This is a genomic window from Micromonospora parva (assembly GCF_040649675.1).
Lineage (GTDB): Bacteria > Actinomycetota > Actinomycetes > Mycobacteriales > Micromonosporaceae > Micromonospora > Micromonospora parva.
In genome coordinates this window covers 1-23681 of sequence record NZ_JBEZFX010000009.1, presented here as the reverse complement: position 1 = coordinate 23681, position 23681 = coordinate 1, and the positions used below count along the sequence as shown (strand labels likewise).

Annotated in this window: 19 protein-coding genes and 2 tRNA genes; 15 read left to right on the top strand and 6 right to left on the bottom strand. The window is 69.9% G+C overall.

Features of this window, described 5'->3' with window-relative positions; all coding sequences use genetic code 11:
• Positions 1–71 precede the first annotated feature (71 nt).
• The 4 genes from AB0C03_RS22505 to AB0C03_RS22490 all read left to right on the top strand — a co-directional run bounded on the left by AB0C03_RS22505 (position 72) and on the right by AB0C03_RS22490 (position 3220).
• Positions 72–698, top strand: a complete 627-nt coding sequence (locus AB0C03_RS22505; protein WP_030333513.1) for a mycothiol-dependent nitroreductase Rv2466c family protein — start codon at positions 72–74, stop codon at positions 696–698.
• 180 nt (positions 699–878) lie between these two features.
• Complete coding sequence (locus AB0C03_RS22500; protein WP_051708588.1) at positions 879–1388, top strand: hypothetical protein; 510 nt, start codon at positions 879–881, stop codon at positions 1386–1388.
• 79 nt (positions 1389–1467) lie between these two features.
• Complete coding sequence (locus AB0C03_RS22495) at positions 1468–2667, top strand: DUF1015 family protein (RefSeq protein WP_030333516.1); 1200 nt, start codon at positions 1468–1470, stop codon at positions 2665–2667.
• A gap of 85 nt (positions 2668–2752) precedes the next feature.
• Complete coding sequence (locus AB0C03_RS22490) at positions 2753–3220, top strand: ribose-5-phosphate isomerase (protein ID WP_030333518.1); 468 nt, start codon at positions 2753–2755, stop codon at positions 3218–3220.
• 10 nt (positions 3221–3230) lie between these two features.
• On the opposite strand, the gene AB0C03_RS22485 is transcribed toward AB0C03_RS22490, so the two are convergent.
• Positions 3231–3572 carry a hypothetical protein gene (locus AB0C03_RS22485; RefSeq protein ID WP_030333520.1) on the bottom strand — a complete coding sequence of 114 codons (342 nt, stop codon included), beginning with the start codon at positions 3570–3572 and terminating at the stop codon, positions 3231–3233.
• A gap of 137 nt (positions 3573–3709) precedes the next feature.
• On the opposite strand from AB0C03_RS22485, the gene AB0C03_RS22480 reads away from it, so the two are divergent.
• Positions 3710–4255, top strand: a complete 546-nt coding sequence (locus AB0C03_RS22480; RefSeq protein ID WP_030333522.1) for a hypothetical protein — start codon at positions 3710–3712, stop codon at positions 4253–4255.
• Positions 4256–4422: 167 nt separating this feature from the next.
• Here AB0C03_RS22480 and AB0C03_RS22475 read toward each other — a convergent pair whose 3' ends face one another.
• Positions 4423–4689 carry a hypothetical protein gene (locus AB0C03_RS22475; RefSeq protein ID WP_030333524.1) on the bottom strand — a complete coding sequence of 89 codons (267 nt, stop codon included), beginning with the start codon at positions 4687–4689 and terminating at the stop codon, positions 4423–4425.
• 94 nt (positions 4690–4783) lie between these two features.
• Positions 4784–6931 (bottom strand): M14 family zinc carboxypeptidase, encoded by a 2148-nt coding sequence (locus AB0C03_RS22470; RefSeq protein WP_210866034.1) that lies wholly within the window; start codon positions 6929–6931, stop codon positions 4784–4786.
• Between the two features lie 238 nt (positions 6932–7169).
• On the opposite strand from AB0C03_RS22470, the gene AB0C03_RS22465 reads away from it, so the two are divergent.
• From AB0C03_RS22465 to AB0C03_RS22450, 4 genes are all read left to right on the top strand, one after another.
• Positions 7170–13886, top strand: a complete 6717-nt coding sequence (locus AB0C03_RS22465; protein WP_357638712.1) for a polymorphic toxin-type HINT domain-containing protein — start codon at positions 7170–7172, stop codon at positions 13884–13886.
• Positions 13887–13896: 10 nt separating this feature from the next.
• On the top strand, positions 13897–14307 hold the full coding sequence (locus tag AB0C03_RS22460; RefSeq protein WP_167337308.1) for a hypothetical protein: 411 nt from the start codon (positions 13897–13899) through the stop codon (positions 14305–14307).
• A 273-nt stretch (positions 14308–14580) separates the two neighbouring features.
• The gene (locus AB0C03_RS22455) at positions 14581–15090 is read left to right on the top strand and encodes a SigE family RNA polymerase sigma factor (protein ID WP_030333531.1); all 510 of its coding nucleotides are present in this window, start codon (positions 14581–14583) and stop codon (positions 15088–15090) included.
• A complete protein-coding gene (locus AB0C03_RS22450) occupies positions 15087–15917 on the top strand; it encodes a hypothetical protein (RefSeq protein ID WP_030333532.1) in 831 nt (276 codons plus the stop codon). The genes AB0C03_RS22455 and AB0C03_RS22450 overlap by 4 nt, the downstream gene beginning before the upstream one ends.
• A 106-nt stretch (positions 15918–16023) precedes the next feature.
• On the opposite strand, the gene AB0C03_RS22445 is transcribed toward AB0C03_RS22450, so the two are convergent.
• Together AB0C03_RS22445 and AB0C03_RS22440 are read right to left on the bottom strand one after the other, a co-directional pair.
• A complete protein-coding gene (locus tag AB0C03_RS22445) occupies positions 16024–16416 on the bottom strand; it encodes a hypothetical protein (RefSeq protein ID WP_030333533.1) in 393 nt (130 codons plus the stop codon).
• Positions 16417–16960: 544 nt separating this feature from the next.
• Positions 16961–17031 (bottom strand) — tRNA-Gly (locus AB0C03_RS22440).
• Positions 17032–17351: 320 nt separating this feature from the next.
• Here AB0C03_RS22440 and AB0C03_RS22435 point away from each other — a divergent pair.
• The 6 genes from AB0C03_RS22435 (at position 17352) to AB0C03_RS22410 (ending at position 22912) form a co-directional block, all read left to right on the top strand.
• Positions 17352–17425: transfer RNA gene (locus AB0C03_RS22435), tRNA-Pro, on the top strand.
• Positions 17426–17563: 138 nt separating this feature from the next.
• Positions 17564–18910, top strand: coding sequence for a trigger factor (gene tig, locus AB0C03_RS22430; RefSeq protein ID WP_030333534.1), 1347 nt, complete (start codon positions 17564–17566; stop codon positions 18908–18910).
• Between the two features lie 249 nt (positions 18911–19159).
• Positions 19160–19801, top strand: a complete 642-nt coding sequence (locus tag AB0C03_RS22425) for an ATP-dependent Clp protease proteolytic subunit (protein ID WP_007464111.1) — start codon at positions 19160–19162, stop codon at positions 19799–19801.
• 10 nt (positions 19802–19811) lie between these two features.
• Positions 19812–20474, top strand: coding sequence for an ATP-dependent Clp protease proteolytic subunit (locus tag AB0C03_RS22420; protein WP_030333536.1), 663 nt, complete (start codon positions 19812–19814; stop codon positions 20472–20474).
• 209 nt (positions 20475–20683) lie between these two features.
• On the top strand, positions 20684–21979 hold the full coding sequence (gene clpX, locus AB0C03_RS22415) for an ATP-dependent Clp protease ATP-binding subunit ClpX (protein WP_030333537.1): 1296 nt from the start codon (positions 20684–20686) through the stop codon (positions 21977–21979).
• Positions 21980–22114: 135 nt separating this feature from the next.
• A complete protein-coding gene (locus tag AB0C03_RS22410; protein ID WP_357638709.1) occupies positions 22115–22912 on the top strand; it encodes a carbon-nitrogen hydrolase family protein in 798 nt (265 codons plus the stop codon).
• 3 nt (positions 22913–22915) lie between these two features.
• On the opposite strand, the gene AB0C03_RS22405 is transcribed toward AB0C03_RS22410, so the two are convergent.
• On the bottom strand, positions 22916–23140 hold the full coding sequence (locus AB0C03_RS22405; protein WP_030333540.1) for a hypothetical protein: 225 nt from the start codon (positions 23138–23140) through the stop codon (positions 22916–22918).
• Positions 23141–23681: the final 541 nt, after the last annotated feature.

The following is a 23681-nucleotide window of genomic DNA, read 5'->3' as shown; positions in this document are numbered from 1 at the left end:
GATGTGCTGCGGGGTGAAGATTCTTCTGAGACGCCGACTCCCGGCGCCACCCGTTGTGAAGGGATCTCACCGTGACCGAACGTGTCACCGCCGACATGTGGTTCGACCCGGCCTGCCCGTGGGCATGGATCACCTCACGCTGGCTGCTCGAGGTCGAGCAGGTCCGGGATGTGGATATCCGGTTCCACGTGATGAGCCTCGCCGTGCTCAACGACGGCCGCGAGGAACTGCCCGAGGAGTACAAGGAGTTCCTGAAGACGGCGTGGGGCCCGGTGCGGGTCTGCATCGCCGCCGAGCAGCGCCACGGCAACGAGGTGCTGCGCCCGCTCTACACCGCGCTCGGCACCCGGATCCACCTGCAGAAGCAGGAGCGGAACACCGAGCTGTACGTGGCCGCGCTCACCGACGCCGGCCTGGACCCGGCGCTGGCCGCGGCCGCCGACAGCACCGACTACGACGAGGCGCTGCGGGCCAGCCACGAGGCGGGCATGCGCCCGGTCGGACAGGACGTGGGCACTCCGGTCGTGCACGCGCCCGGCCCGGACGGCGCTCCTGTCGCGTTCTTCGGCCCGGTGATCACCCCGGCTCCGAAGGGTGAGGCCGCCGGCCGGCTCTGGGACGGCGTGCTGCTGGTCGCCGGCACCCCGGGCTTCTACGAGCTCAAGCGCACCCGGGAGCAGGACCCGATCTTCGACTGAGCGACGGCCACCGCGCCCCCGTCCGTGCCGCGTCAGCTGCGTGGACGGGGGCGTTTCGGGTCGGGTGCCGAGGTCGGCGGGCGGTCGTGGCGTCACCGGGAGGCGGGCGGCGTCGTTTCCCTCGGTGTCCGCCGCAGCGACCCGTAGGGCCGCACGCCGCAGCTCGTGGAGGCATTCCCGATGGCCAAGCACCGCGCGTCCGGTGACGAACAGTCGACCCGGCAGGGGGTGATCGAACCTCCCGGCGCGGACTACTGGTCCGTCGACGACTCCCGCTGGCCGACGGTCCGCCCGGATCTTCCCGCCCATCTGGTGGATCTGCTCGCGCCGCCCATCGTGGTGGGCGTGGCGCGGGTACCGGTGACGTCCCGGCTCACCCCGCCCGCCGTGGTCGACCCGCTCCCGTCGCCCGCCGACGCCGTGCCGGCGGACGTGCCGGCGCTGGTGCCGTCGGGGGCGGCGCCGGCCGAACCCGCGCCCCCGCCGCCGGCTCCGCCGCGTCCGGTGCCGACGCCGCCGCTGAACCCGAGGCCCGTTCCGACGCCGCCCCCGGACCGTCCCGTGCCGGGGCCGCCCACGTCGCCCCGCCGCTCCGTGAACACCGGGCCGATCGGGAGCGGTCGACGCGGCAACGGTGGGCCGGTGAGCGCGGGTCGACACCGCCGGGGCACGTCCGACCGCGCCGGCTGACCGACCGGGCGCTTTCATCTGGTGGACGCCCTGCGGGTCCCCGTCGGCGGCGACACCGTCGCCGGTAGCGTCAGTGGGTATGACGGTCGTGCATCCGATCACCCGGGCCTGGGTCACCACTGGCGGCACCGGCGCGCAGAACTACGACGAGTTCGCCGACGACGCGGAAATCACCGCGATCATCGAGTCGAACCCGCACAGTGCTCTCGGCATCGAGATGCCGCATCGCGCCCCGCAGAGCCTGGGCAAGTCGTTCCTCGACGCGCTGCCGGACGCGGTGTCCCGCCTCGCCGAAGCCAAGGCCGACGGCAGTTACACCCCCGCCGAGCAGGTGGTGGTGCTCTACCGGATCAGCGCACCCGGCGAGGAGCCGGCGTACGGGATGTTCGCGATGGTGGACACCGACCAGATCTCCACCCGGGCGGACGAGCCGGGCCTGGTCATCCGCAACGAGGACGTCTTCATCGCCAAGGTCCGCGAGCGGGTGGCGCTGGCCGACGCGCTGGGCCACCTGCTCTCACCCGTACTCCTGCTGCAGACCGGGCGTGGCGATGAGCTGCACGCGGCGCTCGCGGCGGCGACCGACGCGGCCGGTGCGCCCGCCGCGACGGACACCGACCAGGCGGGGCGCACGCACGCGATCTGGCTGCTCGGCCCCGGCCCGGAGCAGACCACGTTGACAGCGCTCGCCGGTGGCGGCGACCTGGTCGTCGCGGACGGCAACCACCGCAGCCTGGCCGCCCAGACCGGAGGGCTGCCGCGCTTCCTGGCCGTGGTCACCACTCCCGCGTCGGTGGCCATCCAGCCGTACAACCGGCTGGTCAGCGAGCTGACCACCACCCCCGCCGAGCTGCTCGACCGGCTGCGGGCCGCGGGCGCCGAGGTCGAGCCGATCGACGGCCCGGTCGAGGTCCCGGAGACCGGCGGCACCGTGCACCTTCGCCTCGACGGCCAGGGGTACGCGGTGCGCCTGCCCGCCACGGCCTCCGCCCGCCTGGAGAACCTGGACCACGCCCTGGTCGAGCGTCTGGTGCTGCGCGACGCGCTCGGTCTGGACCCGGGCGACAAGCGGATCACCTACGTTGGCGGTGACTACCCGGCGAGCTGGCTCACCGGTGAGGTGGACGCCGGGCGGGCCGAGTTGGCCATCCTGATCGCCCCGGTGACCGTGGCGGATTTCGTCGCCGTCAACCTGGCCAGGGAGAAGATGCCCCGCAAGAGCACCTGGTTCACCCCGAAGGCGCGCGGCGGTCTGGTCGTCGCCGAGCTGCCGCGATGAGCGCCGTCCGCACGACCGTGTGACGAACCCGCGCCCGGGGACGCCCCTGTGACGTCCCCGGGCGCGGCCTGACAGACTTCCCGGTATGCGCGTCTACCTGGGATCCGATCACGCCGGTTTCGAGTTGAAGGTGCACCTGGCCAACCACCTGGCCATGCAGGGGTACGACGTGGTCGACGTCGGCCCGCACGCCTACGACCCGGACGACGACTACCCCACGTTCTGCCTGCACACCGGCGACCAGGTGGTGGCCGACGAGACGGGCCTCGGAGTGGTCATCGGTGGCTCCGGCAACGGTGAGCAGATCGCCGCGAACAAGATCGCCGGCGTCCGCGCCGCGCTGGCCTGGAGCGTCGAGACCGCTCAGCTGGCCCGCCAGCACAACGACGCGAACGTGGTCGCCGTCGGTGCCCGCCAGCACACGCTGGACGAGGCGACCGCCATCGTCGAGGCGTTCCTGAACACGCCGTTCTCCGGCAACGAGCGGCACGCTCGCCGGATCGCCCAGGTGGCCGAGTACGAGCAGACCCGCAAGCTGCCCGACCTGCCCTGACGGGCGGCGCTCAGCGCGGCGAGCGGGGCAGCTCCTCGCGGGGCACCCAGTTGCGGCGGACCACCACCACGCGGGCCTCCGCCTCGGCCAGGTCGTCGTCGTTGGGGCGGGCCGCATCCCGGGCCCGTAGCGCGGCGCTCAGCCCCACCTGGGACGAGCCGGAACCGACCAACCCGCGCAGCCCTCGCTCGCCGTCGCGCTCGTCGCCGCCCGCGCCCCTGCGTCGTGCGGGCGGGTCGTCACCGTCGTGCACGCCCGCGGTGCTGGCGGCCGGGCCGTCGGCACCCGGTCGGGCCGTCTCGGGGTCGGCGGGGTGGCGCAGCCGTCGCCGTCGTCGGTCGCTGTCACCCATCAGCCGACCGTACCCTGCCCGGTGTGATCCGGCACCGTCGTGGGCTGCGCGTCCCGGCCGGGGTCGGCGACCGATTTGCCGGCTGGCTACCCTCGAATCCAGGCGGTGTCGTTGCCGTCGGTCAGGGGGAGGACGAGATGGCAGACCAGACGCAGCCGTGGGCGGAGCGGACCGTGGAGGTGCCACCGCAGGCCGGCGTCGGGGTGCCGCCGCAGCGCGACGGGTTCCGTCGGGGGGTCGCCCCGGTGGGTCAGCCGCGCACCCCGCGGACGGAGCCGTTCCCGGTGGTCGCCGAGGAGCCGACCGGCATGGGCTGGCCCGACGGGCCGGTGCCACGCCGCTCGCTGAGCTCGCGAATGGCGCAACTGCGGCGCGGCGGTGAGTGGAGCGCGGCGGCCGGCCTCTTCGCGTTCGTGTGTTGGGGGATCTGGGCGCTGTCCGGCCAGGGTGACCTGAGCGGCCCGCTGCTGGTGTTGGTGCTCAGCCTGCTGGTGGCGGTCGGCCTGTTCGCCCTGTCCCGACTGGTCGGCAGGGTGGTGCTGGAACGGCAGCTGGGCCGGGTCCGGCGCAGCGCCCGGGGTGCCCACCTGGCGACGGCGGTCTTCCTCGCCGGCCTGGGGGTGGCGTGGCTCCAGCAGACCGAGTGGGTCGTCTCGGCCTGGAACTGGATCTCCTCGAACTGATCCGGAGCGCGCACGGGCGGGCCGGTCGATGCCCGCCCACCCGTGCACCCGGTCGTCTCCCCACCAGGCAAGGTCGCTGCTTACCCGGCCGGTAGCGGTTCATCCGTGGCCGGCCGCTCCGACCGGTACCTCCTTCGAGGGCTCGGGTGCCCGCGATGGTGCGGCGGTCAGTGGGTGCCGCCGTGCCCCTCGGCGTCGGCTCGGGGCGACGCGACCCGGGCGGCCGGGTCCTCGACGCCGGGCTCGCCGCCGTCCGGGGCGACCGCGCCGTCGTAGTTGTAGAGCGGTCGACCATCGTCGTGCTGCTTGGTGGTCCTGATGTAGCGGTGCATCAGGCCGTCGATCTTCACCTCGACGAGTGCCTCGTCGCCGGTCTCGTGCGTGCTGCCGTCTCGGGGGCCGCCCACCAGGTGGGCTGTGGTGTTGGTGTCCATGCAGGGCCCCTACCCGCCAGGCATCTGGCGGAAACGGGTGAATCCGCCCAGCGGGTGCCGCGCCCAATGAGTGGACGCGGCACCCGCTGAGGGATCAGCCGGCGGATTCCGCGGCGGCGTAGTCGCGGGCCACCCGGACCATCTCCACCAGTCCGCCGGCGTACTCCTGGGATTCGCCGTGCGCCTCGTCGAACGGCGGCTGGAAGCCGACGCCCTCCCACTGGTTGGTCGCCGGGTTCCACCGGTCGTTGCCGACCTCGAAGTCCCAGGCGAAGATGCCCAGCTCGTAGTAGAGCTGGTCGGCCGAGTTGCCGGCGGCGGAGTAGAGCACGTCGGCGACCGGTCCGGTCTGCGACGGCCAGGTCACGGTGCCGCGCTCCTGTGCGATGGCGCCGACGATCCGCCGGGCGCTGTTGAGGAACAGCGTCGACTCGTCGATCGACGGCCGGGGCAGGGTGATCCGCCCATCGGCCCGGTACGCCCCGGGCGGCCACATGAAGTACCCGCCGTAGGAGTGCACGTTCATCGCGAACTTGATGTTCGGGTGGTCCTTGGCGAGCGCGATCACGTTGCTGCTCTCCGCCTCGGACAGCTCGGCGGTGCCCGCGTAGTTGCCGGACAGGCAGTTCGCGCTGGCGCCCACGTAGCCGTCGAAGTACGACCCGACGGTGTAGTTGCGGTTGATGTCGACGCCCCACGAGGTGCGGTTCTTCGGGTCGCGGGCCGCCCCGGTGCAGTGGTTGACCAGGTTCTTGCGCTGGAAGTTGAAGTCGTTGAACGAGTAGTTCGCGCCGTCCGGGTTGACCGTCGGGATAACGAAGATGTCGACCTGTTCCAGCAGTTCACGGGTGGCCGGGTCGGTGCGGGCGTTGGCCAGCATCCGCTCGGCGAACTCCAGCGTCACCAGTGGGGTGGCCCACTCGCGGGCGTGTTCCTGGGAGTACGCGAGCACCCCGACCCGGGAGCCGTCCCGGTGTACGCCGAGGCGCAGCGCCTGCACCGTCCACGGCCGGGCGGGCACCTCGGTGCCCTGGAGGCCGTCGTCGAGTCGGGTGGGGCCGGCGACGGGCATCGGCAGCCCGGCCGAGCCGTCCTCGACGGTGGCCCGGAACCGCTCCGGTTGGCGGGCGTTGATCGCCGCCGCCACCTCGTCGGTGGTGCTCACCGTCTTGCCAGCGGTGTCGGTGGCCAGCGAGACGGTGAGGACGCGGTCGCGGTAGTTGACGGTCAGCGGTCGGTTCGCCCGGCCCGGGTCGACCGTCCGCACCTGTACGCCGTTCATGTTCTGGTCGCCGAAGCGGACCGACTCGACCACCACGGCGGCCACCGCCGGGTCGCCCAGGTAGCCGGCGGCGTTGCGTCGGTATCCCTGGGTCCTGTTCGGCAGGTCGATCACGTCCACCAGGTCCCGGTACTGGCGGGCCAGGCGCTTGATCCGCGCCTGGATGTCGATCGGCGTGAGGTACGCGTCGATGAAGTCCTTCTGGTAGCCGGCCGGCAGCGGGGGCGGGGAGACGTTCGGCCAGAGCGCCGGCGTGACCACCCGGCTGACCCCGCCGAGGCTGGAGGTGGCGGTCAACTGGACCGGCCGGTTCGGCACCGGCTGGGGAAGGTTGTAGTGGTACTGGTACTCGCCCGAGTCCTCGAACCGGTACAGCGGGAACGACCCGGTGGCGCCGTCCGCCGTCCGCCAGCTGACCGTGATCTCCACGTCCGGGTCGTCGGTGGCGGTGGTGGCCACCTGGGCCTGCAGGAAGGTCTGCCCTCCGATGGTCCACCAGTACGCCTGCTGCACCTGGAGGGTGTCCACGGCAGTGGCGGCGGCGGTGGACCGCTGGCCGGCGGCCGGCGTACGCAGGCCGGCGGCGGTGCGGGCCTGAGCCGCGCGGACGCTGTCGGCGTAGTTCCGGGTGCCGTCTCCGGCACGCTGCACGACCTGCACGGCGGTCGCGCCCTGCGCGGTCAGTTCGGCGAGCTGCGTACCGGTGAGCACCAGGTCGGCGAGGATCCGCCCGTCGCGGGCGCGGGGTCGGTTGGCCAGGTCCGCGCCGGCGGCGACGAGCCGGTCCAGTTGGGCCTGATCGCGGAGCTGGACCCGGACCAGGGCGGTCTCGGTGGCGGTCAGGGTGATCGGGCTGGCCGGGGCAGCGGGTGCCGCCGCTGCCGAACCGGGATGGGACAGCACCGCGCTGATCAGGATCGCTGTGGTGGCGGCAGCTGTCCACCGTCGTCGGACGATCATGTGCCCTCCTGTGACGGACGTAGATGTGCGTGGTCCTTACACCAGTGCACAGATCGACAACTGTCAAGAGACGGGGTGGCGCGGACCCGCCGGGGCGAAGCTCACGGAACGTGGTCGCGATCAATCAATTAGGTCAGATGTCCTGCTTGTTCTCGCAAGTTGTGACGGCTCTTTACAGTGCCGCTACTCGATCTCTAATGTCTGGCCCACTATCCGGGCTTGATCACGGGGGTTGCTGATGCCTGGTTGGTTTTCGCCTGCGCCTGTTGCCGCGTTCGCCTCTCTCATCCAGCGGGCCAGTCGCCGCCGTGCCGGCCGCCGCTCGGGCATCGCGGCCGTCGTCGTGACCGCCCTGGTGGCGAACCTGCTGGTCGCGCCGGTGCCCGCCGCCCAGGCCGCGGCGCACCGACCACCCGCGCCCAAGGCGGTGTCAACGGTTCCGGTCACCGCTGTGCAGGCCCGCCCGGCCGGCAAGGCCGCCGAGCCGGCGCCGGCGAGCGCCAAGCCGGCGGCGGTCTGGCCGGCGGCGGGTGCGGCAGTGGTCGACCTGTCGACCGCGGCGACGGGGGAGAAGGTCCGGGCCGGCGGTTCATCGGTACGGCTGGCCGCCCCCGCCACCACGAACCGCTCGGCGACGGCGGGACCGCGCAGGGTACGGGTCGAGATCCATGACCGGGCCACCACGGACCGCGCCGGGGTCCGCGGTGCCCTCTTCTCGGTCAACCGGGCGGACGGCGCGACCGCAGCGGGCCCGGTCGACGTCACAGTGGACTACCGCTCGTTCGCGAGCGCGTACGGCGCCGACTGGGCGAGCCGGCTGCGGCTGGTGGCGCTGCCGGAGTGCGCGCTGCGTACCCCAGCGAAGAAGCAGTGCGCGGGTACGCCGCTGCCCTCCCGAAACGATCCCGCCGCGAAGACGGTCACCGCGACGGTTCAGGTGAGCGCGGCCACCAGTCTGGTCGCGGCGGCGGCAGCCGCGTCCGGGCCCGCCGGTGACTACTCGGCCACCCCGTTGCAGCCGTCGTCGACCTGGTCAGCTGGCGGACACTCGGGCGCCTTCACCTGGTCGTACCCGATGCGGGTGCCGCCGGCCCCCGGTGGGCCCGCCCCGCAGTTGGAGTTGAGCTACTCGTCCCAGTCCGTCGACGGTCGCCACGCGGCGTCCAACAACCAGCCGTCCTGGGTGGGCGAGGGCTTCGAGGCCGGGTTCGGGGGTTACATCGAGCGGCGCTACCGGTCCTGCGCGGAGGACATGGACGGCACCGCCAACAACGAGCTGGAGACCGGTGACCAGTGCTGGGAAACCAACAACGCCACGCTGTCGCTCAGCGGCCATTCCGGTGAGCTGATCTACAACTCGTCGGAAGACCGTTGGCACCTGCGCAACGACGACGGCTCCCGGATCGAGCGCAAGACCGGCGCGGTCAACGGCGACAACGACGGCGAGTACTGGGTGGTCACCACCACCGACGGCAAGCAGTACTGGTTCGGCGCCCACCGTCTGCCCGGCTGGACGTCCGGCAACCCGGTGACCAACTCGACGTGGACGATGCCGGTGTTCGGCAACGAGACGGGGGAGCCCTGCCACGCCACCAGGTACGCCGATTCGGACTGCACGCAGGCCTGGCGCTGGAACCTCGACTACGTCGTCGACCTGCACGGCAACTCGATGTCGTACTGGTACGTGAAGGAGACCAACAAGTACGGTCGCAACCGGGACGCCGACGACGCCGCCAGCTACGACCGGGGCGGCTGGCTGGACCGGATCGACTACGGCACCCGGCGCGACGACGGCGTGGAGTCGGTGCTCAACACGCCGGCCCCACTGCGGGTCGAGCTCACCGAGGCGGACCGCTGCCTGAGCAGCTGCACCACCCACGACGAGGTGCGCTGGCCGGACACCCCCTGGGACAGCGAGTGCACCGGGAGCTCCTGCGAGGACACCTTCTCTCCGACGTTCTGGACGACCAAGCGGCTCGCCTCGGTGACCACCCAGGTGCGCAACGGCACCGGCTACCGCAACGTGGAGCGGTGGACATTCGGCCACACCTTCCCGGACCCCGGTGACGGCACCCGGGCCGGTCTGTGGCTGGACAAGATCTCCCACACCGGTCTGGCCGGTGCCACCAGCACCGTGCCCGACATCGAGTTCACCCCGGTCCAACTCTCCAACCGGGTGGACACGATCGACTTCGCCGCGGCGATGAACTGGATGCGGATCGCGAAGATCCGCACCGAGTCGGGCGGCACCACGAGCGTCACCTACTCGGCACCCGACTGCGTCGCCGGTCAGACGCCGACACCCCACACGAACACCCGACGGTGCTACCCGGTCATCTGGATGCCGGAGGGCTACCAGAAACCGGTGACCGACTGGTTCCACAAGTACGTGGTGACGACCGTCTACGAGAACGACAACACCGGCGGGGCGCCGCCGCAGGGCAGCCCTCGCGTCGCCTACAAGTACGACTACTACGACGGCGCGGCCTGGCACTACAACGACGACGACGGGCTCGTCGACCCGAAGCACAAGACCTGGTCCGACTTCCGTGGCTACGGCCGGGTCGGGGTCACCGTCGGCGACACGGGCGAACAGTCGTACACGGAGACCCGCTACTTCCGGGGCATGAACGGCGACCGCGCCGCGCCGACCGGCGGCACCAGGTCGGTCACCATCGACGGGATCGCCGACGAGGACTGGTACGCCGGTACGCCTCGGGAGACCAGGACGTTCAACGGGCCGACCGGCCCGGTGGTGTCCCGGCAGACCAGTGATCCGTGGGCGTCCGCGGCGACCGCCAGCCGGACGATCAACGGGGACACCGTCAGCGCCCGGATTCTCCGGGTGGGCACCACCCGCGCGTACACCACGCTCGACGCCGGCCGTGGTGAACGGGTCACCCGGACGACCACCAGCTACGACGCGTACGGGATGGCCGTCAGCGTCGATGACTTCGGCGACGACAAGGTCGCCGGAGACGAGCAGTGCACCAAGACGGACTACACGCCGCGCAACACCACGAACTGGCTGATGGACCGGGTCCACCGGGTTCAGCGCTACGCGGTGAAGTGCGCCGACGCCGCCACCCCCGGATCGTTGACCGAGGACGACGTCATCGGTGAGACCCGGACCTGGTACGACGGCAACGCCTTCGAGGAGGCGGCCACCAGGGGCCTGACCACCCGCACCGAGGAGATGGAGGCCTGGAACGCGGGCGCGCCGACCTTCACCACCGTGAACCAGGCCGGGTACGACGCGCAGGGCCGGATGACCTCGTCACGGGACGCGCTGAGCTACGAGACGAAGACCGCCTACACCCCGGCCAGCGGGGGTCCGGTGACGTCGACCGCGGTGACCAATCCGCTCCAGCACGTGCTGACCACCACGATCGAACCGGCCTGGGGCACGGCGACGTCGGTGGTGGACGCGAACGGCAAACGCACCGACGTGACGTACGACGGTCTGGGCCGGCTCACTGCCGTGTGGCTGCCGGGTAGGACGAAGGGCACCGACACCGCCGACCTGACCTACGGGTACCACGTCCGTAACGACGCCGCCACCGTGGTCTCCGCCTCGAAACTGAACGCGAAGGGCGACTACGTCACGGCGTACACCTTCTACGACGGGCTGCTGCGCAACCGGCAGACCCAGGCGCCGTCGCCCTCCGGCGGTCGCCTGCTCACCGACGTGTTCTACGACACCGCCGGTCGACAGGTGAAGACCTTCGCGCCGTACCACGCAGCCGGTGCGCCGGGCACCACCCTGGTCACGGCGACCGAGCGGGCCTTCGTCCCCACCCAGGACCTGACCGTGTACGACGGTGCCGGGCGGGTCACCGCGACGGTCTTCCAGCCCTACGACGTCGAGAAGTGGAGGTCCAGCACCTACTACGCCGGCGACCGCACCGACGTCACCCCGCTGGCGGGCGGCACCGCCACCTCGACCGTCACCGACGCCCGGGGCCGCACCGTGCAGTTGCGGCAGTACCGGGGGGCCGTGCCGACACCGGGCACCGCCGGCAGTTGGGACGCCAGCACCTACACCTTCAACCGCAAGGGTCAGCTGACGAGCTTCGCCGACCCGGCGGGCAACGACTGGACGTACACCTACGACATCCGCGGCCGGCAGAAGACGGTGGACGATCCCGACGCGGGCGTCACCAGCCTCACGTACGACAACGCCGGTCGCACCGCCACCACCACCGACGGTCGAGGGAAGAAACTCGCGTACCTGTACGACCCGCTGAACCGAAAGCGCGCCGTCTACGACGACCAGGTCGGTGGGACCATGCGGGCCCAGTGGGTGTACGACACCCTCGCCAAGGGCCAGCTCACCCAGAGCACCCGGTTCGTGGGGTCGAGCTCGTACCAGGTCAAGACGACCGGTTACACGGACGCCTACCAGCCCACCGGCATCTCCGTTGTCATCCCCGCCTCGGAAACCGGCATCGCCGGCACCTACACCTTCGCCAGCAACTGGAACCGGGACGGCTCGTTGGCGTCGAGCACCTTCCCGTCCACCAACAGCGGCCTCCCCGCGGAGACCCTGACGTACGGCTACAACGACCTCGGGCTGCCCACCACAGTCGACACGATCTACGGAACGAGCAACCAGTCGTACGTCGAGGGCACCGACTACAACGCGCTCGGCCAGGTGGACCAGTACCGCTTCTGGACCGGCAGCGGCGGACGCGTCTGGCAGGCGTTCACCCGCGAACTGGAGACCGGTCGGCTGACCGGGATCCGCACCGACCGCGACACGGTGGCGCCGAACATCGTCGCCGACGTGCGCTACACGTACGACCCCACGGGCAACATCGTCAAGACCCAGGACGTCACGCCCGATCCGGTCGATGACACGCAGTGCTTCGGCTACGACCAGCTGCGCCGACTCACCGAGGCGTGGACCCCGGCCAGTGGGGACTGCGGCACCGCGCCGTCCGTCGCCGGCCTGGGCGGCCCGGCGAAGTACTGGCACAGTTGGACGTTCGACAACGTCGGCAACCGGCGTACCCACACCGAGCACACCAGTACCGGGAACGCGACCACCGACTACGCCTACCCGGCGGCGCGCAGTCCGCAACCGCATGCCCTCTCCGGCACCACCGGCGCCCGTACCGGCTCCTACACGTACGACAAGAGCGGCAACACCCTCACCCGACCCACCGACTCCTCGGGCACGCAGACCCTGACCTGGGACGTCGAGGGTCGCCTGCAGACCTCCACCGACAGCACCGGGGCGACCAGCTTCGTCTACGACGCGGACGGCAAGCGGCTCATCCGCCGCGACCCGACCGGTAGCACTCTCTACCTCCCGGGTCAGGAGATCCGCTACACCAAGAGCACCGCCTCCACCGCGTGCACCCGCTACTACGCCCACGCGGGCGCCACCATCGCCTCCCGCACCACCGCCGGCCTGAGCTGGCTCAGCAATGACAACCACGGGACTGCCCAGGTCAGCGTCAACGACACGTCGCAGCAGGCGAGCATCCGGCGGCAACTGCCGTACGGGAAGGACCGTGGCACCGGTGTCGCCTGGCCCAACAGCAAGGGCTTCGTGGGCGGCACCATCGACAACACCGGCCTGACCCACCTCGGGGCACGGGAGTACGACCCCACGATCGGACGGTTCGTCAGCGTCGACCCGCTGCAGGACCTGAGCGATCCGCAGCAGTGGCACGGCTACGCCTACTCCAACAACAACCCCACCACCTTCAGCGACCCCAGCGGCCTCATCCCCGCCGACTGTGCCGAGATCGTGGGCGGCTGCCCCGACTACCAGGTCGGCAACGAGAAGGCCAATCGCAAGAACAGCAAGAAGAAGACCTGCTGGCCCATCAAGTGCAGCAGCGTCATGAAACAGAAGAACCCGAACATCCTGGGTCACGTCATCCTCGTACCGCCGACCATCGACCTGGACCGGTTCACCGAGCTCTGGGCCGACTCCCAGGCGGAAGTGCTCGGCATGGCCGCCGGCTGGGACCCGAGTCAGGTCCTGCACCAGGAGTTCCAACTGGCGATGCAGGTCTGCGGGGAGATCGACGACGAGGCATGCCACAAGTGGATTCAGGACGTCCTGTGGCCTGGCTACTGGGCGACCATGATGCCCCTGCCCGACGACGACGGAGTCGCCCTGCCGGTCGGCATGACGGCCCTGGGACGCGCGGCGCTGCCCCCCGGTGCCCAGCTACCGACGCAGACCGGCCTCAAGCCGGTGTGGCAGCAGGGCGGCCCGTGCAGCTTCGCCGGCGCGACCGAAGTCCTGATGGCGGACGGCAGCACGAAGCCGATCAAGGACATCAAGGTCGGTGACGAGGTGCTGGCGACCGACCCGGTCACCGGTGAGCAGGGGCCGCGGACGGTTGGTCACCTGTGGGTCCACGAGGACGACATGGTGGCGCTGTCGGTCGACGGCAAGGTCCTGGCGACGACCGAGGACCATCCGTTCTGGAACGCCACCGACAGGCAGTGGCAGCCGGCCGCCGAGCTCGACCGTGGCGACGTTCTGCGCACCGCTACCGGCGAGGGCGTGGCCGTCGACGGCCCGGCCCTCGAATGGGTGGGACGAGGCCAGGCCTACAACCTGACCGTCGCGGATCTTCACACGTACTATGTGCTCGCCGGCAAAACCCCGGTGCTCGTCCACAACACTGGCTGCGCCCCGGACCTCGGCCCGAAATGGAAGCCGCGTCCCGAGACCGAAATTCCCTGCAGCACTGGTTGCGAGCGCGTCGCTGCGCAGGTTCAGAAAAAGATCGGTGGTGAGATCGTGACCATCAGGCATGGAAACTTTTTCCTCGGCAAGTATCGGGGCCAGGATACCGGATGGTATACCCACACCGTAGTTGTCAAGGACGGCCGAGTCTTCGACGCGTTCAGCGGCAGAAATGGCGTCCCGATCAATGAGTACAAGGGCTTGTGGGAATACAATGACACGATCCAGTTCGGATTCTGAGGTGCGGGCTGTGGAACTGCAACGCACTCTAGAGCTACTTCGGAGGCGCCCCGGGATGCTTGGCGTTGACGGGTCGTTCGGGCAGACCGCCGCGTTTCTCGAAGGCGTGAACGTCGGGCAGCAGGGCGGCCTTCTCCAGGGGTTTCGGGAGTGGCTGGTGGTCCAGGTCGGCGACGGCGCCAATCTCACCTGGCGCGCGTTGGTAGTGCGCCTCGCCAACGGAGAGAGCGGCAGCGGCGGGTCAGAGGGCCCGTCCGCGGATGATGAGCGGCGGATCACTAGGGTTCTCTTTGATCAGCTGGACCAGTTTCTGGCCGCCCGTGAATCGACAGACGGGCTGTTGAAGATCTACGACAACTATCTGAAGTGGCTTCGACGTCAGGATTGGTACACGCCGAACAGTCCGAGCTACCTCGACTAGTCGGAACTGGCGCGCCGTAGGGCCGGGTAGTGAACGAGCCCCACCGTCGGTCTTCGTGGCCAGTTCGATCGGCGACTGCTCAACCTGGGGCCGCGGTGGGCTCGTCCTCGCCGCGGCCCGCGGGAGTCGCTCCGGCACGCTGGGCCGGCTCGTGCCGGTCGATATCCTCCCCGTCCGGTGCTCCGTTGATCCGTTGACAACTGCGCGAGTTTCGGAGCAACCCTCCGAGCCGGACCCCGCGTGACTAACTCGAAACGGGGATCGGAGGCCTGAATGAGCGACCGCGACGAGGCGTTCGCCGAGTACTTCGCGGCACGGTCCGGGGCCATGCGCGGCACCGCGTACCTGCTATGCGGCGACTGGCACCGGGCCGAAGACCTGGTCCAGACCACGTTCGTCAAGCTCTACCGGGTCTGGAACCGGATCTCCCGGCACGAGGTGCTCGACAGCTACGTGCGTCAGATCCTGGTCCGGACCTTCCTCGACGAGCGCCGCCGCGGTTGGTGGCTTCGGGAACGGGTGGGCGGCGAGGACACCGAGCAGGTGGCCCCGTCCGACTCGCCGGAGAGCCGGCTGGTGTTGCTCCAGGCGCTGGCCCGGGTGGCACCGCGGCAGCGGACCGTGCTGGTCCTGCGGTACTGGGAGGACCTGTCGATCGAGGATGTCGCGGCGCTGCTGGAGTGTTCTCCAGGGACGGTGAAGAGCCAGGCGGCACGCGGGCTCGACACGTTGCGCGGCCTCCTGGCACCCACCTACAGCGGGATCGAGATGGGGGAGCGATGAACGAGGAACAGTTCCGCGAGGGGCTGCGTAGCGAGATGGCGGGCATCACCCCGCCACCACCATTGAGTACGACTGCCGCGCTCGGCGCGGCACGACGGGCGCACGTCCGCCGGCGCGTGGTGTGGGCGTCGCTCGGCTCGGCGGCCGTCGTGCTGGCGGTCAGTGGCTTCGCGGCCGTCGCCACTCCGGACGGTCACGTCTACGAGCCGGCGGGCGGTGGGCCGCTGGTTGCTCCGGCCACCAAGGAGCCGTGGCCGACCGGGCCGAACGGGCAACCGCAGGAGGACCGGACCGCGCGGGCCGGCTCCAAGTACGACCAGGGAGCGCACCTGCTCAGCGAGGCTGTCGCTGTCGTACCCGCCGGTTTCACCACGCCCGACGACCCATCTGGTCAGTCCGCCGAGCAGCGGACGCTGCGGACCCACCAGGCGCAGTTCGAGGCCAGGGTGGACGGCGCCGACGTGTGGAGCTACTCCACTTCGGTGGCCGTCGCGCAGGGCCGCAGCACCGGGCGCGTTGTGGTCGAGGTGTACGACGCCGGCAATCCGATGCCGACCGAGCCGTGCGACCTGGCCCAGACGTTCTGGGGCATGCGGGGCGAGTGCCAGGTCGAGACCGTCGGCGCGGCGCGGGTCGGCGTGGTGGTCCGACCGGGCAGCGACGACCGGCTGGACCAGTGGTCGGCGTACCGGCATCCGGACGGCGTGGTGGTGTTCGTGGCGCAGGGCGTACGGCTTGACGAGAGCCGGCCCGCGTTGACGGAGCTGCCGTTCTCCGTACCGCAGTTGGCGGCGCTCGCCGTCGACGAGAGGTTCCACCTGAAGTGACACGGCAACTCGGTTTTGCCGAGTGGGTCCAGGTGCCGAGATCCATCGGTTCACCTGGGCCCTGCTGTGTCTCAGGGCCGCCGCGCCGGTGACCTGCGCGTCCTTCTCAGCGGCGTGCCGTAAGGGGGACGAGGACGAGCAGGGCGAGGCCGAGCATGGTGGCGCCGACGGCCCACCACCAGAAGAACCCCGAGAAGACCGAGGCGACCAGGAGCCCCACGCCGAGACCGGCCAGCAGGCCAAGTGCGAACAACACCCGTGGCGGTAGGGCGAGGTGCGGCAGGCGTCGCACCACCAGCACCTCCAGCCAGGTGCCGCCGGCCGCCAGCAGCGCTGCGCCGACCCCGTCCACGGCGGACAGCCCGTGACCCTCGCTGATGGGTACGAGAACGCTGCCCTCGTCACCGGCCGGGACGAAGAGGACCAGCACACCGACGACGATGAGCAGAGCGGCAGTGAAGACCTGCCTGCGTGGGGCGCCCGCACCAACGGATGACATCGCTATAGTCTCGGCCGTCCACCATCGTCTGCACAGGCGCCGCATAGGCGAACATCGAACGTCTGGCGCCCCGGCTGGCGCTGTCGGCCGCGCGCAGCAGTCGAAGCTGCGCGGCTGATCTGCTCGTTGCCGTCCCGGCCAGCTGGAGGGGCCATCTCAATGTCCCTGGGAACGTTGTTCAACGACTTCGTCAGGGGCGTGGCGGAGCAACTGGCCGGGTACGGCTTCGAACAGGGGAAGGGCCGCGTCTTCCGTCGGTATTCGGCGGCGGGCGACGCGCTCGTCGTCGAACGTGACGACGGGCGATGCGGATTACTTGCCAAGTGGGCCGGTAGACACACCCGCGCCGACGGTGTCACGGCGTCGATCAGCCGGGCGACTCGGAGCTATGCCGAAACGTCCCAGCGGGCAGTTGGTCCCGCTTGGCGGGACAGTCGCCCAGGATTTCGTTCGCCGGTTCGGCCAACCGCGCCGCACCACGATGGGGAGATGTGAAAGGCCCAGGTGCCGCGATCATGCGGTCCACCTGGGCCTTCGCACTCGGAGCGGGCGACGAGAATCGAACTCGCGTAGTCAGTTTGGAAGACTGAAGCTCTACCATTGAGCTACGCCCGCGTGCATCCCGCCGAAGCAGGACGCACCCCTAGCGTACCCAATGCCGGAGCCCGACGGCTAACCGCGCCTCCGCCCCGCGGTGCCGCGTCGTCCCCGACGCCGCGGCATGACGCCTCCAAGATCCGCACAACATCCGGGATGTAGTGGCCTCGCCGTGCGAGGAGACCACTACATCAGTGATGTTGTGCGGATCTTGGATCGTCCATCGGATCTTGGTGGCACCCGGGTGGGTGGAATGGTGATTTTTGGGCGATGTGTCCGGGTGGGGGACGCCCCGGCACCACCTGAGGCGTGGCGACGGCATAGACTGCACGTCGCCACGGGGTGTGGCGCAGCTTGGTAGCGCACTCGCTTTGGGAGCGAGGGGCCGTGGGTTCAAATCCCGCCACCCCGACTGTCGTCCGCGGCCGGGCCGCCCCGGGTGCCGCCCAGTGCGGTCCCCGGGCGATGCCGGAGCGTCAGGCCGGCTCGCCTACACTCGATGGGCTGAATCACGCCCAGACTCAACTGAGATCCGTCAAGGAGTACGCCTGTGAAGAGCACCGTCGAGACTCTGAGCCCGACGCGCGTGCGGCTCGCCATCGAGGTGCCGTTCGTCGAGCTCGAGCCGAGCCTCAAGAAGGCGTACCGGGAGATCGGTTCGCAGGTCCAGGTTCCGGGCTTCCGCCGGGGCAAGGTGCCGACCGCGGTGATCGACCAGCGGGTGGGCCGGGGCACCGTCCTCAACGAGGCGGTCCAGGAGGCCATCCCGGAGAACATCCTCGCCGCGGTGCGCGAGCACGACCTGAAGACGCTGGGGCGCCCGGAGGTCGAGATCACCGAGTTCAACGACGGTGACTCGCTGAACTTCACTGCCGAGGTCGACGTCCGTCCGGAGATCACCATCCCGGACGCGAGCACCATCGAGGTGACCGTCGACGAGCTGCAGATCGACGAGAGCGAGATCGACGAGCAGGTGAAGAACCTGCGGGAGCGTTTCGCGACCCTCAAGACCGTCGAGCGGGCCGCCGCCGAGGGTGACTACGTCCAGATCGACCTGAACGCCACCGTCGACGGCGAGGACGTGCCGGGCGGTCAGGCGAGCAACATCTCCCACGAGGTGGGCAGCAAGCAGCTCCTGCCGGGCCTGGACGAGGCAGTCGTCGGCCTGGCCGCCGGCGAGGACACCACCTTCACCACCCAGCTGGTCGGCGGCGACTTCGCCGGTCGCGACGCCGACGTGGCGGTGACCGTGCGCACGGTCAAGGAGAAGGAGCTGCCCGAGCTGAACGACGAGTTCGCCCAGATGGCCAGCGAGTTCGACACGATCGAGGAGCTGCGCGGCGATCTGCGGGCGCGGGTCACCCAGGGCAAGCAGGTCGAGCAGATCTACGCCGCTCGGGACAAGGCCCTGGCCCAGCTGGTCGAGGCCGCCGAGATCCCGGCCCCGGAGGGTGTCGTCCGCGAGGAGGTCGCGAGCCGCAAGCAGGCGATGATCGACCAGCTGGAGCGGATCGGCGCCTCGATGGAGGAGTACCTCGCGGCCGAGGACAAGACCGAGGAGCAGATCGACGCCGAGCTGACCGAGGCGGCGACCGAGGGCGTCAAGGTCCAGCTCCTGCTGGACACGCTGGCCGACGCGGAGGACGTGCAGGTCTCCGACGACGAGTTCGGGCACGAGATCGTGCACCGGGCGCAGCGTGCCGGGATGGCCCCGCAGCAGTACTACGACCAGCTGGTGCGCTCCGGCGCGGCCGCCGCGGTCTTCGGCGACGTGCGGCGGGGCAAGGCGCTCGCGGCTGTCATGGAGCGGATCACGATCAAGGACTCGGCCGGCAACGGGATCACCCTCGACGCGCTGCGCGCCGCCAACGAGGCGGAGCACAACCACGAACACTGATCGTCGGGTTGCGGCCGCCGTCCGCCGCTCAGCGGCAGACGGCGGCCGTTTCCCTTCCCGGGTACGCCCGGGCAGCAAGCACTGCCGGGTGCGCCGGGGCAGCAAACGCTGCCGGGTACGCCCGGAAGCCCGCGCCGCGGGTACGCCCGACACAGCTGCGCTGAGAGCGAACACTGCCCCGACCGGGACTCTGCCGCCCCGCACAGCGGTTAGTGTCGGGAAAGACGGTACGGAGAGCGAAGGGCTGCCATGACCGACATGCACATCCCCAAGAAGTCGCTCCGGGCGATTGACGCGCGCGGTGGCGACTCCATTGGCAACCTCGACGACTCGGTCTACAACCGGTTGCTCAAGGAACGCATCATCTTCCTGGGCAGTGAGGTGACCGACCAGGTCGCCAACCGCATCTGCGCGCAGCTGCTGCTGCTCGCCGCGGAGGACCCGGACCGCGACATCAACCTGTGGATCAACTCGCCGGGTGGCTCGGTCTACTCCGGCATGGCGATCTACGACACCATGCAGTTCATCGACAACGACGTGTCGACCGTGGCGATGGGCATGGCTGCCTCGATGGGCCAGCTGCTGCTCTGCGCGGGCACCAAGGGCAAGCGGTACGCCCTGCCCCACGCACGGATCATGATGCACCAGCCGTCCGGTGGTCTGGGCGGCACGGCGTCCGACATCGCCATCCAGGCGGAGCAGATGCTCTACACGAAGCGGATGTTCCAGGAGCGGGTCGCGCACCACACCGGCCAGAGCCAGTCGCAGATCGAGGCCGACTCGGACCGGGACCGTTGGTTCACCGCCCAGGAGGCCATGGACTACGGCTTCATCGACAAGGTGATCATCGGGGCCGCACAGGTTCCGGATGGCGCCGGGACCCTGAGCTGAGGAGCTGACGATGACCGATCTGAGCCTGCCGCCCCAGTTCGCGGCCGTGCACAACCGCTACGTGCTGCCGTCGTTCGTCGAGCGCACGTCGTACGGGGTCAAGGAGTCGAACCCGTACAACAAGCTCTTCGAGGACCGGATCATCTTCCTCGGCGTCCAGGTGGACGACGCGTCGGCCAACGACGTGATGGCCCAGCTGCTGACGCTCGAGGGCACCGACCCGGACCGCGACATCATCATGTACATCAACTCGCCGGGTGGGTCGTTCACCGCCATGACGGCGATCTACGACACCATGCAGTACGTCCGTCCGGACATCTCGACGGTCTGCCTCGGGCAGGCGGCGAGCGCGGCGGCGGTGCTGCTCTCGGCGGGCACTCCGGGTAAGCGGATGGCCCTGCCGAACTCGCGGATCATCATCCACCAGCCGGCCACCGAGGGCGGCTACGGGCAGGGCTCGGACATCGAGATCCAGGCCCGGGAGATCCTGCGGATGCGTACGCAGCTGGAGGACATGCTGTCCCGCCACTGCAACCGCCCGATCGAGCAGGTTCGCAAGGACATCGACCGTGACAAGATCATGACGGCCGAGGAGTCCAAGGAGTACGGGCTGGTCGACACGATCCTGACCAGTCGCAAGAAGGGTCTGCTGGCGGCCAACGCCGCTCGCTGAGCTGTACCGGGTCAGAGGTTGGCCGGGGCTTCGTTCCCGGCCGACCTCTGACACACCCGTTTTGGGGGTCGGAGAATGCCCCGCCAGCGGGTAACGTCGGGTCCGTACCGCTTCGCCGGTTGGGCCGGCGGCGCGAACGAAGCCGGGCGGAGCGCAACGTCCGCAGGTCAGGGCCGGGTCTCCGGCCGATGAGTGCAGGGAGAACGTAGGTGGCACGGATCGGTGACGGCGGCGACCTACTGAAATGCTCCTTCTGCGGCAAGTCGCAGAAGCAGGTCAAGAAGCTCATCGCGGGCCCAGGGGTCTACATCTGCGACGAGTGCATCGATCTCTGTAACGAGATCATCGAGGAGGAGCTGGCCGAGTCCGGCGAGGTGAAGTGGGAAGAGCTTCCCAAGCCGATGGAGATCTGCCAGTTCCTCGACACCTACGTCGTGGGTCAGGATCAGGCCAAGAAGGCACTCGCCGTCGCGGTCTACAACCACTACAAGCGGATCCAGGCCGAGGCGGCTGGCGCGCCGGGCTCCGGCAGTGACGCCGTCGAGCTGGCCAAGTCCAACATCCTGCTGCTCGGTCCGACGGGGTGCGGCAAGACCCACCTGGCGCAGACCCTGGCCCGGATGTTGAACGTCCCGTTCGCCATCGCCGACGCCACAGCGCTGACCGAGGCGGGCTACGTCGGCGAGGACGTGGAGAACATCCTCCTCAAGCTGATCCAGGCCGCCGACTACGACATCAAGCGCGCCGAAACCGGGATCATCTACATCGACGAGGTCGACAAGATCGCCCGGAAGTCGGAAAATCCCTCGATCACCCGGGACGTCTCCGGCGAGGGCGTGCAGCAGGCCCTGCTCAAGATGCTTGAGGGCACGGTGGCCAACGTGCCGCCGCAGGGCGGTCGTAAGCACCCGCACCAGGAGTTCATCCAGATCGACACCACCAACGTGCTGTTCATCTGCGGTGGCGCGTTCGCCGGCCTCGACCAGATCATCGAGTCCCGCACCGGGCAGGGTGGCACGGGCTTCGGCGCCCGGCTCCGGTCGGTGTCCGAGCGGTCGACCGACGACATCTTCAGCCAGGTCATGCCGGAGGACATGCTCAAGTTCGGGCTGATCCCCGAGTTCGTCGGCCGGCTGCCGGTGATCACCAACGTTCGCAGCCTGGACCGCAGCGCCCTCGTACGGATCCTCACCGAGCCGCGCAACGCCCTGGTCCGGCAGTACCAGCGCCTGTTCGAGCTGGACGGCGTCGAGCTGGAGTTCGACGAGCCGGCGCTGGAAGCCATCGCCGATCAGGCGATGCTGCGGGGCACTGGTGCCCGTGGCCTGCGGGCGATCATCGAGGAGGTCCTGCTCTCCGCGATGTACGAGGTGCCGAGCAACCCGGACGCCGCCCGCGTGCTGATCACCCGCGAGGTCGTCCTGGAGAACGTCAACCCGACGATCGTGCCGCGTGAGTTCACCGGCCGTCGTGCCCGGCGCGATCGCGAAGAGAAGTCCGCCTGATCCTCCCCGCATCACGCCGGTCGTCGAGTTCTGGGACGGCCGGCGTGATCGCGTTCGGGCGCCGGCCGCTGACCACCCGCGCCGGCCGGGCCGTGACCCTGTCCGTGAGCGGTCTTCCAGCCGTACCCTTTGCACATGCGTGTCGCCGTCTGCCAGCTGAACGCCCGGGACGACCGTAAGGCCAATCTGGCGGCCGCGGAGGCCCTGCTGGAGCGCGCTGCCGCCGGCGGCGCCGACCTCGCTGTCCTCCCGGAGTATGTCGACTACCTGGGTCCCGCCGCGGGGCTGCCCGAACCGGAGCCGGTCGACGGGGAGGTGGGCAGCTTCTTCGCCGGGGTCGCACGGCGGCTCGGGATGTGGGTGGTGGCCGGCTCGTTCCACGAGGCCGGCCCGGACCCGGAGCACACCTGGAACACGTCGCTGGTCTTTGACCGTTCCGGCAGCCTGGCCGCGAGCTACCGCAAGATCCACCTCTACGACGTGGAGATCCCCGGTCGGGTCTCGTACCGGGAGTCGGCGAGTGTCGCGCCCGGGGTCCAGCCGGTGGTGGTCGACGTCGAAGGGCTGCGGGTCGGCCTGTCGATCTGTTACGACCTGCGCTTCCCGGAGCTGTACCGGCGGCTCGCGTCCGAGGGCGGCGCTCAGCTGCTGGTGGTTCCGGCCGCATTCATGATGCACACCGGCCGGGATCACTGGGAGGTTCTGCTGCGGGCCAGGGCGATCGAGAACCAGTGTTTCGTGGCGGCTGCCGGCCAGACCGGCGACCACGAGCCGGGTCGCACCTGCTTCGGGCGCAGCATGGTGGTCGACCCGTGGGGGACGGTCATCAGCCAGGTGCCGGACGGACCGGGCGTTTCCGTCGTCGACCTGGACCTCGACCGGCTCGACGCGATCCGCGCCGAGCTGCCCAGCCTCGCCAACCGCCGGCTCTGAGCCTCAGCCCTCCAGCAGGACGCCGATCACCGCGAACCCGGCGATGGCCGCTGCGGTGACCAGCAGCGCCGTGGTCATCCGGGACCGGCCCCGGCGGGCCAGTCGTCCCACCGAGAGCACGAGTACGACCAGCACGACCGCACCGATCACCACCTGCCAGAACGGCCCGATGAGGCCGAGCAGTGCCTCCTCGGCGACCACCCTGGCACCGTGCCCGGACTCATCCATGACTGACACTCTGGCACGTCGAGGCGGTCCGCGTCCTCGGCCGCACCGAGGAGCCTGCCGCGCGCCTCGCCCGAACCAGTGATGAACCCTGATTTGCCTTCTCCGGGCCGTCCGCGTAACTTTCTCTCTGCACGGGGGAGGCCGGACAAACCGGCCGAGAACGGGCGCCAGGCTCGTGGCGGGAACGCCGAGCGAGACTGAGGATCGGGCGGTGCGGAACACTCCGGATACGGGGTTGCGAACGCGAAGCCGACCGGGTAGAGTTCTGAAGCCGGCAGGAGCCGGGCGGAGAGCCGCGAAGCGGTGATCGGCCGGTCTGCGGCTTCCCACGACAGAAACGAACGTCGGAAACGACGCGCGTCATCGTGGACTCGAAGCAGTAAGAGTATCCGCAATATTGTTGAAGCATGGCGAACCGCGAAATATCGGTTTGACAGGGTGGAAATGAGCGGGTAACGTAGTAAAAGTGCCTGGTGCTGAAAGCGCCGGGTGTGAGAGCGGGAAATGCCCCGGTTGGGGTTCCACTTGGGTGGGGCTTGCG

Excerpts from the sequence above, each read along its gene's own strand:
- AB0C03_RS22455 (WP_030333531.1), top strand. The coding sequence starts at position 14,581 with ATGAGCGACCGCGACGAGGCGTTCGCCGAGTACTTCGCGGCACGGTCC.
- AB0C03_RS22495 (WP_030333516.1), top strand. The coding sequence starts at position 1,468 with ATGACGGTCGTGCATCCGATCACCCGGGCCTGGGTCACCACTGGCGGC.
- AB0C03_RS22405 (WP_030333540.1), bottom strand. The coding sequence starts at position 23,140 with ATGGATGAGTCCGGGCACGGTGCCAGGGTGGTCGCCGAGGAGGCACTG.
- AB0C03_RS22485 (WP_030333520.1), bottom strand. The coding sequence starts at position 3,572 with ATGGGTGACAGCGACCGACGACGGCGACGGCTGCGCCACCCCGCCGAC.
- AB0C03_RS22470 (WP_210866034.1), bottom strand. The coding sequence starts at position 6,931 with ATGATCGTCCGACGACGGTGGACAGCTGCCGCCACCACAGCGATCCTG.
- AB0C03_RS22445 (WP_030333533.1), bottom strand. The coding sequence starts at position 16,416 with ATGTCATCCGTTGGTGCGGGCGCCCCACGCAGGCAGGTCTTCACTGCC.
- AB0C03_RS22410 (WP_357638709.1), top strand. The coding sequence starts at position 22,115 with ATGCGTGTCGCCGTCTGCCAGCTGAACGCCCGGGACGACCGTAAGGCC.
- AB0C03_RS22490 (WP_030333518.1), top strand. The coding sequence starts at position 2,753 with ATGCGCGTCTACCTGGGATCCGATCACGCCGGTTTCGAGTTGAAGGTG.
- AB0C03_RS22500 (WP_051708588.1), top strand. The coding sequence starts at position 879 with ATGGCCAAGCACCGCGCGTCCGGTGACGAACAGTCGACCCGGCAGGGG.
- AB0C03_RS22420 (WP_030333536.1), top strand. The coding sequence starts at position 19,812 with ATGACCGATCTGAGCCTGCCGCCCCAGTTCGCGGCCGTGCACAACCGC.
- AB0C03_RS22425 (WP_007464111.1), top strand. The coding sequence starts at position 19,160 with ATGACCGACATGCACATCCCCAAGAAGTCGCTCCGGGCGATTGACGCG.
- AB0C03_RS22475 (WP_030333524.1), bottom strand. The coding sequence starts at position 4,689 with ATGGACACCAACACCACAGCCCACCTGGTGGGCGGCCCCCGAGACGGC.
- AB0C03_RS22480 (WP_030333522.1), top strand. The coding sequence starts at position 3,710 with ATGGCAGACCAGACGCAGCCGTGGGCGGAGCGGACCGTGGAGGTGCCA.
- AB0C03_RS22465 (WP_357638712.1), top strand. The coding sequence starts at position 7,170 with ATGCCTGGTTGGTTTTCGCCTGCGCCTGTTGCCGCGTTCGCCTCTCTC.
- AB0C03_RS22450 (WP_030333532.1), top strand. The coding sequence starts at position 15,087 with ATGAACGAGGAACAGTTCCGCGAGGGGCTGCGTAGCGAGATGGCGGGC.